At 75.7% G+C, this 13052-nt stretch carries 10 protein-coding genes; 6 read left to right on the forward strand and 4 right to left on the reverse strand.

Annotated elements, in window-relative coordinates:
• Positions 1-25: 25 nt before the first annotated feature.
• The 6 genes from F1D97_RS09195 to F1D97_RS09220 all read left to right on the forward strand — a co-directional run bounded on the left by F1D97_RS09195 (position 26) and on the right by F1D97_RS09220 (position 7054).
• Positions 26-553 (forward strand): single-stranded DNA-binding protein, encoded by a 528-nt coding sequence (locus F1D97_RS09195; RefSeq protein WP_236120234.1) that lies wholly within the window; start codon positions 26-28, stop codon positions 551-553.
• 134 nt (positions 554-687) lie between these two features.
• Positions 688-2370: an energy-dependent translational throttle protein EttA gene (ettA, locus tag F1D97_RS09200; protein ID WP_236120235.1), complete on the forward strand. Its 1683-nt coding sequence runs from the start codon at positions 688-690 to the stop codon at positions 2368-2370.
• A 78-nt stretch (positions 2371-2448) separates the two neighbouring features.
• Positions 2449-4365 carry a dynamin family protein gene (locus F1D97_RS09205; RefSeq protein ID WP_236120236.1) on the forward strand — a complete coding sequence of 639 codons (1917 nt, stop codon included), beginning with the start codon at positions 2449-2451 and terminating at the stop codon, positions 4363-4365.
• Entirely contained in the window at positions 4362-5993 is a 1632-nt protein-coding gene (locus F1D97_RS09210; RefSeq protein WP_236120237.1) for a GTPase family protein, read from the forward strand. Before F1D97_RS09205 ends, F1D97_RS09210 begins: the two co-directional genes overlap by 4 nt.
• Before the next feature lie 102 nt (positions 5994-6095).
• A complete protein-coding gene (locus F1D97_RS09215) occupies positions 6096-6593 on the forward strand; it encodes an acyl-CoA thioesterase (RefSeq protein WP_236120238.1) in 498 nt (165 codons plus the stop codon).
• Complete coding sequence (locus F1D97_RS09220) at positions 6590-7054, forward strand: hypothetical protein (RefSeq protein WP_236120239.1); 465 nt, start codon at positions 6590-6592, stop codon at positions 7052-7054. Before F1D97_RS09215 ends, F1D97_RS09220 begins: the two co-directional genes overlap by 4 nt.
• Here the strand turns inward: F1D97_RS09220 and F1D97_RS09225 are convergent.
• The 4 genes from F1D97_RS09225 to F1D97_RS09240 form a co-directional block, all read right to left on the reverse strand.
• Positions 6999-8762 carry an SDR family oxidoreductase gene (locus F1D97_RS09225; RefSeq protein WP_236120240.1) on the reverse strand — a complete coding sequence of 588 codons (1764 nt, stop codon included), beginning with the start codon at positions 8760-8762 and terminating at the stop codon, positions 6999-7001. The genes F1D97_RS09220 and F1D97_RS09225 overlap by 56 nt on opposite strands.
• Before the next feature lie 58 nt (positions 8763-8820).
• On the reverse strand, positions 8821-9822 hold the full coding sequence (locus F1D97_RS09230; protein WP_236120241.1) for a DNA topoisomerase IB: 1002 nt from the start codon (positions 9820-9822) through the stop codon (positions 8821-8823).
• A 10-nt stretch (positions 9823-9832) separates the two neighbouring features.
• On the reverse strand, positions 9833-12067 hold the full coding sequence (locus F1D97_RS09235) for an MMPL family transporter (RefSeq protein WP_236120242.1): 2235 nt from the start codon (positions 12065-12067) through the stop codon (positions 9833-9835).
• 89 nt (positions 12068-12156) lie between these two features.
• On the reverse strand, positions 12157-13020 hold the full coding sequence (locus F1D97_RS09240; RefSeq protein WP_236120243.1) for an acyl-CoA thioesterase: 864 nt from the start codon (positions 13018-13020) through the stop codon (positions 12157-12159).
• Positions 13021-13052 lie beyond the last annotated feature (32 nt).

The raw sequence follows: 13052 nt of genomic DNA on the forward strand, positions 1-13052 counted from the left end.
GGGCGACCGGCCAGGAGGAGGCAGCATGAGCAACGGGACTCTCGACATCACCGTCACCGGGTGGGTCGGCAGCGAGATCACGGCCCTGCCCGCGCACGACGGGCGCGCGGCGTACACGACGTTCCGCGTCGGCAGCACGCGGCGGTGGTGGAACCGCGCGACCGGGCAGTGGCAGGACTCGCGGACCGAGTGGTTCCAGGTCAAGGCGTGGCGGACCCTCGCGGTCAACGCCGGGGCGTCGCTGCGCAAGGGCGTGCCCGTCGTCGTGCAGGGGCGGCTCTCGACGCGCGAGTGGCAGGACCAGGGCGGCGCGACGCGCACGTCGCTCGTGCTCGAGGCGACGGCCATCGGGCTGGACCTCACGTACGGGTCGGTGACGTTCGAGCGCACGCTGTCCGGCGCCGCGGCGGTCTCGCCCGACGAGGTGCGTGCCGAGCGGCCCGTGGACGTCACGCGCCTCGTCGAGCTCGACGAGGACGAGCCCGACGAGGGCCTGGTCGACGAGGGGCACGTGCTCACCGAGGAGGCCGTGCTCGCGAGCGCCGGCCGGTGAGCGTCTAGGCTGGTGCACCGCGATCCCGACGACGACCGGCCGCTGCACGCGCGCGGCCGGCGTCGGCGGGTGGTCGCCCGTCGCGTCCCGCGACCCCCAGCACCCCCGAGCACGTGAGGCGGAGAACCGAGCCCGTGGCTGAGTTCATCTACACCATGTACAAGGCGCGCAAGGCGCACGGAGACAAGGTCATCCTCGACGACGTCTCGCTGAACTTCCTGCCCGGCGCCAAGATCGGCGTCGTCGGGCCGAACGGCGCGGGCAAGTCGACGATCCTGAAGATCATGGCCGGGCTCGACCAGCCGTCGAACGGCGAGGCGCGTCTGAGCCCCGGCTTCACGGTCGGCATCCTGCAGCAGGAGCCGCCGCTCAACGACGACAAGACCGTCCTCGGCAACGTGGAGGAGGGCGTCGGCGAGATCAAGGCCAAGCTCGACCGGTACAACGAGATCTCGGCGCTCATGGCCGAGCCCGACGCGGACTTCGACGCGCTGCTTGCCGAGATGGGCCAGCTGCAGGAGGCCATCGACGCGGCCGACGCGTGGGACCTCGACGCGCAGCTCGAGCAGGCGATGGACGCGCTGCGCTGCCCGCCGCCGGACGCGGACGTCAAGGTCCTGTCCGGTGGTGAGCGCCGCCGCGTCGCGCTGTGCAAGCTGCTGCTCGAGAAGCCGGACCTGCTGCTGCTCGACGAGCCCACCAACCACCTGGACGCCGAGTCCGTGCAGTGGCTCGAGCAGCACCTCAAGGCGTACCAGGGCGCGATCCTGGCCGTGACGCACGACCGGTACTTCCTCGACAACATCGCCGAGTGGATCTGCGAGGTCGACCGCGGTCGCCTCTACCCGTACGAGGGCAACTACTCGACGTACCTGGAGAAGAAGCAGGAGCGCCTGCAGGTCCAGGGCAAGAAGGACGCCAAGCTCGCCAAGCGCCTCAAGGACGAGCTCGACTGGGTGCGCCAGAACGCGAAGGGCCGCCAGACCAAGTCCAAGGCGCGCCTGGCGCGGTACGAGGAGATGGCGGCCGAGGCCGAGCGCACCCGCAAGCTCGACTTCGAGGAGATCCAGATCCCGCCGGGCCCGCGCCTGGGCAACGTGGTGCTCGAGGCGAAGGACCTCCAGAAGGGCTTCGACGGGCGTCAGCTCATCGACGGCCTGAGCTTCACGCTGCCGCGCAACGGCATCGTCGGCGTGATCGGCCCGAACGGCGTCGGCAAGACGACGCTGTTCAAGACGATCGTGGGCCTCGAGCCGCTCGACGGCGGCGAGCTCAAGATCGGCGAGACCGTCTCGATCTCGTACGTCGACCAGTCGCGCGGCGGCATCGACCCGAAGAAGACGCTGTGGGAGGTCGTCTCCGACGGCCTCGACTTCCTCAAGGTCGGCAACGTCGAGATCCCGTCGCGTGCGTACGTCGCGTCGTTCGGCTTCAAGGGCCCGGACCAGCAGAAGCCCGCGGGCGTGCTGTCCGGCGGTGAGCGCAACCGCCTGAACCTGGCGCTCACGCTCAAGCAGGGCGGCAACCTGCTGCTGCTCGACGAGCCGACCAACGACCTCGACGTCGAGACCTTGGGCTCGCTCGAGAACGCGCTGCTCGACTTCCCGGGCTGCGCGGTCGTCGTCTCCCACGACCGGTGGTTCCTCGACCGCGTGGCCACGCACATCCTGGCCTACGAGGGCACCGAGGAGGACCCGGCGAACTGGTACTGGTTCGAGGGCAACTTCGCGTCCTACGAGGAGAACAAGGTCGCGCGCCTGGGCGCGGACGCCGCGCGCCCGCACCGCGTCACCTACCGCAAGCTGCGCCGCGACTGAGCGACGCGCCGCCGCGTCGCGCGTGCCCCGGTCCCGCTCGTCGGGCCGGGGCACGCGTGCTCGGGCAGACTGTCGCCCGTGACGGGACCCGAGGTCGCGGGCGCGTCGGGCGGCCGCGAGGGCCCGCTCGTCGAGGCGCTCGAGCGCGTGCGCAGCCGGCTCGTCGCGCTCGAGCTCCCGCTCGAGACCCACGGCGTCGCGGACGCGCGCGCGGACCGCGCGGCCGCGCTCGACCAGCTCGACGACTACCTGCTGCCGCGCCTGCGCGCGCACGGGGCGCCGCTGCTCGTCGTCGTCGGCGGCTCCACGGGCGCGGGCAAGTCCACGCTCGTGAACTCGCTGCTCGGCGTGCAGGTGTCCGCGCCGGGCGTGCTGCGGCCGACCACGCGCGCGCCCGTGCTGGTGCACCACCCGCTCGACGAGCGCTGGTTCTCCACCGACCGCGTGCTGCCGGGGCTGGCGCGTGTGGCCACGTCCGGCGACGGGGGCCACGGGGCTGCCGACCTGCGGCGTGCGCTGCGGCTCGTGGCGTCCGACGTGCTCCCGCCCGGGCTTGCGCTGCTGGACGCCCCCGACGTCGACTCGGTCGAGGAGGCCAACCGCCGGCTCGCGGGGCAGCTGCTCGACGCCGCGGACCTGTGGCTGTTCGTGACCACCGCCGCGCGGTACGCCGACGCGGTGCCGTGGGAGCTGCTGCACGTCGCGGCGCGACGGCACACGCAGGTCGCGCTCGTCGTCGACCGCGTCGACGCCGGGGCTGAGGCGGTCGAGTCGGACCTGCGGCGACTCATGGACGCCCACGGGCTCGCGGACGCGCCGCTGCTCGTCGTCCCGGAGTCCGGGCTCGTCGACGGGCTGCTCCCCGAGCGCGCGGTCGCCCCGGTCGCCGCGTGGCTCACCGCGCTGGGCGCCGACGCGCCCGCGCGCGAGGCGGTCGCGCTCGCGACGCGCGACGGCGTGGTCGACGACCTCGCGCGTCGTGCTCGGGCGATCGCGGACGCGGGCGATGCGCAGGTCGCCGCCGACGCGCGGCTGCGCGCGGCGGTCGCGATCGCCTACGACGAGGCGGCACGCACGGTGTCCGACGCGACCTCGCAGGGCGCGATGCTGCGCGGCGAGGTCCTCGCGCGCTGGCAGGACCTGGTGGGCACAGGGGACCTGCTGCGCTCGGTCGAGGCCGGCGTGGGGCGGGTCCGGGACGCGGTCGGCCGGTTCCTGCGCGGGCGCCCCGCACCCGCGCCGCTGGTCGAGCAGGCGATCGCGACGGGCCTGCAGGCCGTGCTGCTCGACGCCGCGGACACCGCCGCGGAGCGCACGCACGCGGCGTGGCGCTCCGACCCGGCCGGCGTCGGGCTCGCCGGGCTCGCCCTCGCGCGCGGGTCGGCCGCGCTGCGCGCCGCGGTCGACGACGAGGTGCGGGGCTGGCAGGGCGACGTGCTGGAGCTCGTGCGCGAGCAGGGCGTCGCGCGCCGCGGCACCGCGCGCGGGCTCTCTCTCGGCGTCAACGCGCTCGGCGTCAGCCTCATGGTGCTCGCGTTCGCGTCGACGGGCGGGATCACGGGCGTCGAGGTCGGGATCGCGGGTGGGACGGCACTGGTGGCGCAGAAGCTGCTCGAGGCGGTCTTCGGCGACGAGGCCGTGCGCCGGCTCGCGGCGCAGGCGCGTGACCTGCTCGACGCGCGCGTCGGGCGGCTGCTCGACGCCGAGTCCGCGCGCTTCACGTCCCAGCTCGACGCGCTCGGTGCGACGCACGCGGCCGGGGGCGCGCTGCGCGCGGCGGCGGACGAGGTCGAGCGCGCCGCGCGTGACGAGCGGCGCGGCCGGCCGGCGCCCGCTGCCGGGTCCACCCCCGCAGGGAGCGGGCGGCGCCTGCGCGGCGCGGACGCCGCCGACGAGCCGACCGTGGCCGACGAGCCCGAGCGGGCACCACGGCGTGGGCTGTGGCGACGTCTGCTGGGTCGACCGGCACCCGGTGACGACGAGGAGCGCGCATGAGCCTGACGCTCGAGCAGCGCGCGGACGCCCTGGAGGCCGCGCTCGACGCGGGAGCCGAGCGTCTCGCACCCGACCTCGTCGACGACGGCCGTGCGCTCGTCGCGCGCGTGCGGGAGCGGGCCGGGCTGTCCGCCGAGCACACGGTCGTGGCGCTCGCCGGGGCGACCGGGTCGGGAAAGTCGTCGCTGCTCAACGCGCTCGCGGGGGCGGACCTCGCCGCCACCGGGGTGCAGCGCCCCACGACGTCCCACCCGCTGGCGCTCGTCGTCGCGCGCCGTGCCGGGTCTGATGACGGCGGGCAGGACCCCTCCGCGCTGCTCGACTGGCTGGAGGTCGACCGCCGCCACGTCCTGCCCGCTGGTCCCGCGACGTCGCCGGCGCCCGCGCTGCCGCCCGGGCTCGTGCTGCTCGACCTGCCCGACCACGACTCGGTCGTCGTCGAGCACCGCGTGCGCGCCGAGCGGCTCGTCGCGCGCGCCGACCTGCTCGTGTGGGTCGTCGACCCGCAGAAGTACGCGGACGCCGCGCTGCACGAGGGGTTCCTGCGCGCGCTCGTCGGGCACGACGAGGTCGTCGTCCTTGCGCTCAACCAGGTCGACCGGCTGACGTCCGACGACACGGCCGCGGTGCTCGCCGACCTGCGCCGCCTCGCCGCCGCGGACGGCATCGGCGCGGCGCGTGCGCTCGGCGTCTCGGCGGCGACCGGTGCGGGCGTCGACGCGCTGCGCACGCTCGTCGCCGACGCGGTGCGCCGGCGCGAGGCGAGCACGCGGCGGTTCGGCGCCGACCTGCGCACCGCCGCCGCCGCGGTGCTGGACGCGTGCGGACCCGCGGCGCGGAGCCGTGCCACCGACACCGGCGCGCTCGTCGACGCGCTCGCCGACGCCGCGGGCGTCCCGACGGTCGTCGACGCGGTGCGTCGCTCGACGGTGCGTGCCGCGACCGCACGCACCGGCTGGCCTCCCGTGCGCTGGGCCGCGGGCCTGCGCGCCGACCCGCTGCGCCGCCTCGGACTCGCGCCCCGGCCTGCGCCCGAGGCGGAGCTCGCGCGCACGTCGCTGCCGCCCCCGGGGGCGGGTCAGCGTGCGCGGGCCGCGACCGCGGTGCGCGACCACGCGGACGCGGCGCTCGCGGGCGCGCCCGACGCGTGGGTCCTCGCCGCGCGCTCGAGGATCGACACCGGCGCGCTGACCCCGACGCTGACCGACGCGCTCGACCACGCGGTGGCGCGCACGCCGCTGCTGCCGCGGCGCTCGCCGTGGTGGTGGCGGGCCGTCGGCGGTCTGCAGTGGCTGCTGCTCGCGGCCGCGGTCGTCGGCGGGCTGTGGCTCGCAGGGCTCGCGCCCATGGGCTACCTGCGGCTGCCGGAGCCGGACGTGCCGCAGTGGGGCCCGTTCCCGGTGCCGACCGCGCTGCTGCTCGGCGGCGCGGTCGGCGGGGTGCTCGTCGCGCTGCTGGCCGGGCTCGCGGCGCGGCTGGGTGCGCGACGTCGCGCGCGGGCTGCGGGACGGCGGCTGCGCGCGGAGGTCGCGCAGGTCGCCCGCGCGCTCGTCGTCGAGCCGCTCGCGGCCGAGACGGACGCGCTCGACCGCTGCCGCGCGCAGGCCGCACGGGCGGCGGCCCGCTGAGGGGCGACCACCCACGGGACGGACGTCGCGCCTGCGGGGGTCGCCGGCGGGGGAGGATGCGACGGACGCGGCGACGCGCCCGCAGGAGGAGGAAGGACTCGCATGGCCAGGCTCGAGGTGCCGGTGCAGCTGCGCTGGTCGGACATGGACGCGTACGCGCACGTCAACAACGTGGAGATGCTGCGGCTGCTCGAGGAGGCGCGCATCGAGGTGTTCTGGCAGCACCCCGCGGGTCCCGACGGCGTGAGGCCCGAGACGCGCCCCACGGCCGTGCTGGACGCCGGCCCGGGTACGCGCGTGTCGACGTTCATCGCGCACCAGGAGATCCAGTACGTCAAGCCGCTCGGGTACCGGCGCTCGCCCGTGGTGGTCGAGCTGTGGATCGGGCACCTCGGCGGCGCGAGCCTCGACGTCTGCTACCAGGTGCGGGACCTGCCCGCGGCCGACCCGGCGTCGGTCGTGTACGCGCGCGCCGTCACGACGATCGTGCTGGTCGACTCGGAGACCGGTGCGCCCACGCGCATCGGTCCCGACGAGCGCGCGGCGTGGCAGCCGTACCTCGAGGAGCCCGTCGCGATCCGCCGCCGGGGCGGGCGATGAGCGCGTCGGACGCCGACGTCCCCGTGCCCGGCCAGGTGCTCGAGCACACCGGCGTCTTCCGGCTGCGCGTGCCCGCGGGCTGGGCCGCGAGCGGGCTGGAGGGCCACCGCTACCGGGTGCGCGGCGAGGACGTCACGCTCGACGTGTCGGTGCACCGCGGCGCGCAGCCGGCCCCCGACGCGCGGGCGACCGTGCTGGCCCACGCGCGCGACGCGGGCGCGCCGGACGGGCTGGCGACGCTGCCGCTGCACGGCGACGACGAGCCGACCGAGCAGCGGGCGGGCGTGCGGTGGTCCGACGACGAGGGCTGGCACGTCGCCGGCGCGCTGTGCCGCGGGCACGACGTCGTCCTGGTCACCGCGCTCGCCGCGGACGACGAGCAGCGTGCGGCGGTCGAGCGCGTGGTCACGACGCTCGAGCCGCACGACCGGCCGGCCCGGTGGTGGCGGCGTCGCCGCTGACGTCGCCACTGACGTCGCCGCTGACGTCGCCACTGACGTCGCCACTGACGTCGCCACTGACGTCGCCACTGATCCGCATCGAGCGCTGCGCGCGCTCCGCCGCCGCGGCGATGTTGCGCTGCATGCCGCCGAACACCACGCCGTGGAACGGCGCGACGGACCACCAGTAGAGCTGGCCCGCCAGCCCGCTCGGGTGGAACAGCGCGCGCTGCGAGAACACGACGGGCGCCGTCGTCCACGCCTGGCCGTCATCACGGTCGTCATCGCGGTCGTCACCCTGGTCGTCGTCGTTGTCGTTGTCCTCGCGCTCGACGCGCAGCTCGAGCCACGCGAGCCCCGGCACGCGCATCTCGGCCCGCAGCCGCAGGAGCCGGCCGGGCTCGACGGCCTCGACGCGCCACCAGTCGACGGCGTCGTCGACGAGCAGGCGCCCGGGGTCGCGGCGGCCGCGGCGCAGCCCGGGCCCGCCCACGACCGTGTCGAGCAGGCCGCGCACCTGCCACGCGAACGGCCACGAGTACCAGCCGCGTTCGCCGCCGACACCCTCGATGACGCGCCACAGCGCCGCGGGGGACGCGTCGACCTGCACGCGCCGCTCGTCGACGTACAGCGAGCCGCCCGCCCAGTCCGGGTCGCTCGGCAGCGGGTCGGACGGTGCGCCGGGCAGGGACGCCGACGACCAGCGGGTCGCCACCGACGCCTCCTGCACGCGTCGCAGCGCGAGCCGGACCGCTCGTCGGAACCCCACGAGGCCGTCGGGCGGGTCGGGCACGTACCGCGCGACGTCGTGCTCGCGGCAGACGACCTCGTGCACGAGCGACCCGACGAGCGGCCGCGCGAGCCCGCCGGGCACGGGCGTGACGAGCGACACCCACAGGCTCGACAGGCGCGGCGTGAGCAGCGGCACGCCCACGATGACGCGGTGCCGCAGCCCGGCCTCGGCCGCGTAGCCCTGCATCATGTCGCGGTACGTCAGGACGTCCGGGCCGCCGATGTCGAAGCCGCGGTTCACGTCGGGCGGCATCGCGGCGGCGCCGACGAGGTAGCGCAGCACGTCGCGCACCGCGATCGGCTGGATCCGGTTCTCGACCCAGCGCGGCACGGTCATCGCGGGCAGCCGCTCGGTGAGGTAGCGCATCATCTCGAACGACGCGGAGCCCGAGCCGAGGATCACGGCGGCCCGCAGCACGGTGGTCGGCACTCCGCTGCGCAGCAGGATCTCGCCGACCTCGGCGCGCGACGCGAGGTGCTCCGAGAGCTCCTCGTCGTCCGGCGTGAGACCGCCGAGGTAGACGATGCGCCCGACGTGCTCGGCGGCCGCGGCGTCCGCGAACGCCTGCGCCGTGCGGCGGTCCCGCGCGGCGAACTCGCGGCCGGTCCCGAGCGAGTGGATGAGGTAGTAGGCGACGTGCGCACCGCGCAGCGCAACGGCGATCTCGTCGGCGTCGGCGGCGTCGGCCTGCACGACCTCGACGTCGTCGAACCACGGGCGCCCGCGCAGCCGGTCGGGCGTGCGCGCGACCGCCCGCACGCGGTAGCCCGCGGTCAGCAGCTCGGGCACGAGCCGGCCCCCGACGTAGCCCGTGACGCCCGTGACGACGGCCAGTGGCGCGTCGGGGCGCGATCGGCCGTCGTCGCCGAGGCCGGGCACGAGCCCGGGCAGGCTGTGCGCGACGGGCTCGGGCGCGAGGTCGTCGTCGGTCGTCATCGTGGCAGTCTGCGGCACGGGTGCGCGGCCCGCACGGCGGGCGGACCGGCGTGAGCGGTCAGCCGAGGAGGCGCAGCGTCTCGCGCTCCGCGACGGCCTGCGAGCGGGTCGGGCGGATCGTCTCGCCGCGTTCCCACAGGTCGACGACGCGCGGGTCGATGTAGGACGCGCGGCACACCGCAGGCGTGTTGCCGAGTTCCTCGGCGACGTCCCGCACCACCTGCGTGACCACGCGGCGGCGTGCGCGGTCCGACGCGGGGGCCGGTCCGGCGGCCGCGAGGCCGCGTGCCGCGAGCACGGTCGCGTGCCACGTGCGGAAGTCCTTGGGCGTCGCGTCGTCGCCCAGGCGCTCCTTGACGTACGCGGCGACGTCGGCGCTCGTGACGTCGCGCCACACGTGCGCCGCCTCGTCGCGCCACGCGAGCAGCTCGGGGGAGTCGTCGCGCCGGCGCACGAGCGTGCGCACGAGCTCGGCGACGTCGTCGTCCTCGACGACCGTGTCGCGCACCTGCCCGGACTTGGCGGGGAAGTGCAGATGGACGCGTCCGGGGTCGGCCTCCGACTCGGGCGCCAGCACGCGCACGTGGTCCTTGCGCAGCGTCGCCAGGCCGTACGAGCCGTGCTTGAGGGCGTACCCCTCGCCGCCGACGCGCAGGTACGCCAGGTCGAGCAGCCGGAACGCGAGCGCGAGCGCCTTGTCCCGCGGGAAGCCGTCGAGCTGCAGGTCGCGGCGCACGCGGCGGCGGGCCGCGGGCAGCCGCCGCGCGACGTCGAGCACGTGGTCGTGCTTGAGCCGGTCGCGTCGCACGCGCCACTGCGGGTGGTACAGGTACTGGCGGCGCTGCGCGTCGTCCAGCCCCGCGGCCTGGATGTGGCCGTGCGGCAGCGGGCAGATCCACACGTCCTGCCACGCGGGCGGGATCGCGAGCGCGACGATGCGCGTCAGGTGCTCGTCGTCGGTGATCCGGACGCGCTCGTGGTCGAGGTACACGAACCCGCGGCCCGCCCGGCGGCGCGTCCACCCCGGTGAGTCGATGCGGACCCGACGCAGCCGCACCACGAGCGCCGCCTCAGCGCTCCGCCGACGGCGCGCGCCGTCGGGACAGCCGCGACGGCCACCACGTGCGGTGGTCGAGGTCGTGCACGAGCGCCGGGACGAGCAGCGTGCGCACGACGAACGTGTCGAGCAGCACGCCGAACGCGACGAGGAACGCGATCTGCGCGAGGAACAGCAGCGGGATGACGACGAGCGCCGCGAACGTCGTCGCGAGCACCACGCCCGCCGACGTGATGACGCCGCCCGTCACGGCGAGCCCGCGCACCACGCCCGCGCGCGTCCCGTCGCGCAGCGACTCCTCCCGGACGCGGGTCATGAGGAAGATCGAGTAGTCGACACCGAGCGCCACGAGGAACACGAACGCGAACAGCGGGACGGTCGGGTCGGCGCCCGGGTAGTCGAAGACGTGCTCGAACAGGATCGCCGCGACCCCGAGCGTCGCCGCGAACGACAGCACGTTGGCGAGCAGCAGCACGAGCGCGGCGGTGACCGCCCGCAGCAGCAGCGTGAGGATGACGACGATCACGACGAGCACGACCGGCACGATGACCCGCAGGTCGCGCTGCGCCGCGTCGACCGAGTCGACCTGCTCGGCGGCGGCACCGCCGACGAGCGCGTCCGGCGCCACGGCGTGCACGGCCGTGCGGACGTCGCGCACCGCGTCCTGCGCGTCGCGCGAGTCGGACGGCGCGGTCGTCGCGACGTCGAGGCGCACGAGGCCGTCGACGACGAGCGGCTCGGCGTCGTCGCCCGTCGGCGCCCCCGACGGCGTGCCCGTGAACGCCGCGACGGACGCGACGCCCTCGACGCCCTCGGCGGCCTGCGCGGCGGCGTCCGCGTCGTCCTGCGCGACGACCACCGTGATGGGCTCGACGGCCCCTGCGGGGAAGTGCTCGGCGAGGACCTCCTCGCCCGCCACGGAGTCGACCTCGGTGCGGAACACGTCGGTCTCGCTCGTGCCGGACGCGGAGAACGTCGGCAGGAACGCGGCGAACGCGACGAGTACCGCCGCGGTCGTCAGCCACACGGGGCGCGCGTGCCGGCCCACCCACCGGGCGAGCCGGCCCCACAGGCCCGTGAGGTCGACCGGGTCGGCGGGCCGGCCGGGCGTGGTCGGCACGGCGTCCTCGACGAACCGCGGCGTGCGCGGCCAGAAGAAGAACCGCGAGCGCCGCCCGCCGAGCAGCAGGATCGCGGGCAGGAGCGTGAGGGCCGCGAGGAACGCCGACGCGATGCCGATCGCGGCCACGGGCCCGAGGTTGCGGTTGGAGCCCAGGTCGGACAGCAGCAGGCAGAGCACGCCCGCGATGACGGTCCCCGCCGAGGCGGCGATCGGCTCGAGGCACGCGCGCAGGGCGCGGCGCATCGCGGCGGCGGGGTGCTCGTGGTGGCGCAGCTCCTCGCGATAGCGCGCGACGAGCAGGAGCGCGTAGTCGACGCTCGCGCCGACGACGAGGATCGACAGGATGCCCTGCGCCTGCCCGTTGAGCACGAGGGTCCCGGCGTCCGCGAGCAGGTAGACGACGAGCCCCGCGAGCGACAGCGCGAACACGGCCGTCAGGATCACGACGAACGGCAGCAACGGTGAGCGGTAGACGACGACGAGGATGAGCAGCACCGCGACGAGCGCGACGACCAGCAGGATCCCGTCGACGCCGCCGAACGCGGTCACGAGGTCGGCGACGAAGCCCGCGGGCCCGGTGACCCACGCGTGGAGCCCGGTGTCGCCCGCGGACGACGCGGTCGCGCCGAGCTCGTCGTCGAGGGTCGCGCGCAGGTCGGTGACGAACGCGTCGGTGACCGAGTCCTCGTCGCCGACGAGCTGCTCGGCGGACTCCGCGTCGAGCGAGTAGACGACGAGGAGCGCCTCGCCGTCCTGCGACGGCGTGACGACCGGGTCGGCCGTGAGGTAGTCCGCCCACACGTCGTCGGTGCCGGGCACGGGACGCTCCGGGAACCCCTGCGCGACGGCCGTGACCTGCTCGACCTGCTCGTCGGTCACCTGGCCGCCGCCGGCGGGCGTCAGGACGACGAGCGCGGGCAGCGCGGGCGACTGGACGAACGCGCGGCCGGCCTCGGCAGCGAGCGTCGACTCGGCCGAGGACGGCAGGAACGCCGCGGTGTCGTTCGTCTGGACCTGGGAGAGCTTGCCCTGCGCCTGACCGCCGAACGCCCCGACCGCCATCCAGGCGACGAGCGCGACGGCGACGAGGACGGCACGGACGAGGGCGGGGCGGCGCGACGGCATGTCCCGCATCCTGAGGCACGGCGGCCGTGCGCGCACGGCGAGCGCGCGAAGCGCCCGGGTTCTCCCCGTGCGGCGTGCGTCACGCCTGGTCAGGGGACGCGGACCATGCCCTCCTGGGCGATCGTCGCGACCAGCACGCCGTCACGCGTGAACACGCGCGACGTGCCGAGGCCGCGCCCGCCCTGCGCGCTCGGCGACGCCTGGACGTACAGCAGCCAGTCGTCGACCCGCACGTCGCGGTGCCACCAGATCGCGTGGTCGAGGCTCGCGATCGACATCCCGGGCGTCACCCACGAGCGGCCCGCGCGGCGCAGGACCGGCTCGAGCATCACCTGGTCGCACGCGTACGCGAGCAGCGCGCGGTGCAGCAGCTGACCGTCGGGCAGCGGCGAGCGGGACCGGAACCACACCATCTGCTGCCCGGTCCGCTCGGGTGCGGGACCCAGGTACAGCGAGCCCTCGACGTGCCGGACGTCGAACGCCGCCTCCTGCGTCCAGAACCGCGCCACCGGGTGGTCGATCGGCCCGAGCACGTCGAACACCGAGCGCACGTCCTCGGGTTCCGGGACGCCGGGCGGCATCGCGTCGGCGTAGTCGATGCCGTCCTGCTCGGTCTGGAAGGACGCGATCATCGACAGGATCGGTGCGCCCTTCTGGATCGCGTGCGTGCGGCGGGCCGTGAACGACCGGCCGTCGCGCAGCCGCTCGACCGCGAACGTGATCGGCTCCGCGACGTCCCCGGCGCGCAGGAAGTAGCCGTGCAGCGAGTGGGGGAGCCGGTCGTCCTCGAGCGTCGCGCCGGCCGCGAGCAGCGCCTGCGCGAGCACCTGCCCGCCGAACACGCGCCCACCGGGCTGCGGCAGGCTGCCCGCGGTGAACGTGTCGGGCTGGTCGGGGTCGGGCCGCAGGCGCAGCGCGTCGAGCACCGCGTCGACCCGGTCGGGCGTCTCCATGCCCCGCAGAATCTCACGCGGACGCCACCCGA

It is taken from the genome of Cellulomonas palmilytica (assembly GCF_021590045.1).
Lineage (GTDB): Bacteria > Actinomycetota > Actinomycetes > Actinomycetales > Cellulomonadaceae > Cellulomonas > Cellulomonas palmilytica.

Coding starts and splice junctions, on each gene's coding strand:
- F1D97_RS09195 (WP_236120234.1), top strand. CDS start 26: ATGAGCAACGGGACTCTCGACATCACCGTCACCGGGTGGGTCGGCAGC.
- F1D97_RS09210 (WP_236120237.1), top strand. CDS start 4,362: ATGAGCCTGACGCTCGAGCAGCGCGCGGACGCCCTGGAGGCCGCGCTC.
- F1D97_RS09215 (WP_236120238.1), top strand. CDS start 6,096: ATGGCCAGGCTCGAGGTGCCGGTGCAGCTGCGCTGGTCGGACATGGAC.
- F1D97_RS09220 (WP_236120239.1), top strand. CDS start 6,590: ATGAGCGCGTCGGACGCCGACGTCCCCGTGCCCGGCCAGGTGCTCGAG.
- F1D97_RS09225 (WP_236120240.1), bottom strand. CDS start 8,762: ATGACGACCGACGACGACCTCGCGCCCGAGCCCGTCGCGCACAGCCTG.
- F1D97_RS09235 (WP_236120242.1), bottom strand. CDS start 12,067: ATGCCGTCGCGCCGCCCCGCCCTCGTCCGTGCCGTCCTCGTCGCCGTC.
- F1D97_RS09240 (WP_236120243.1), bottom strand. CDS start 13,020: ATGGAGACGCCCGACCGGGTCGACGCGGTGCTCGACGCGCTGCGCCTG.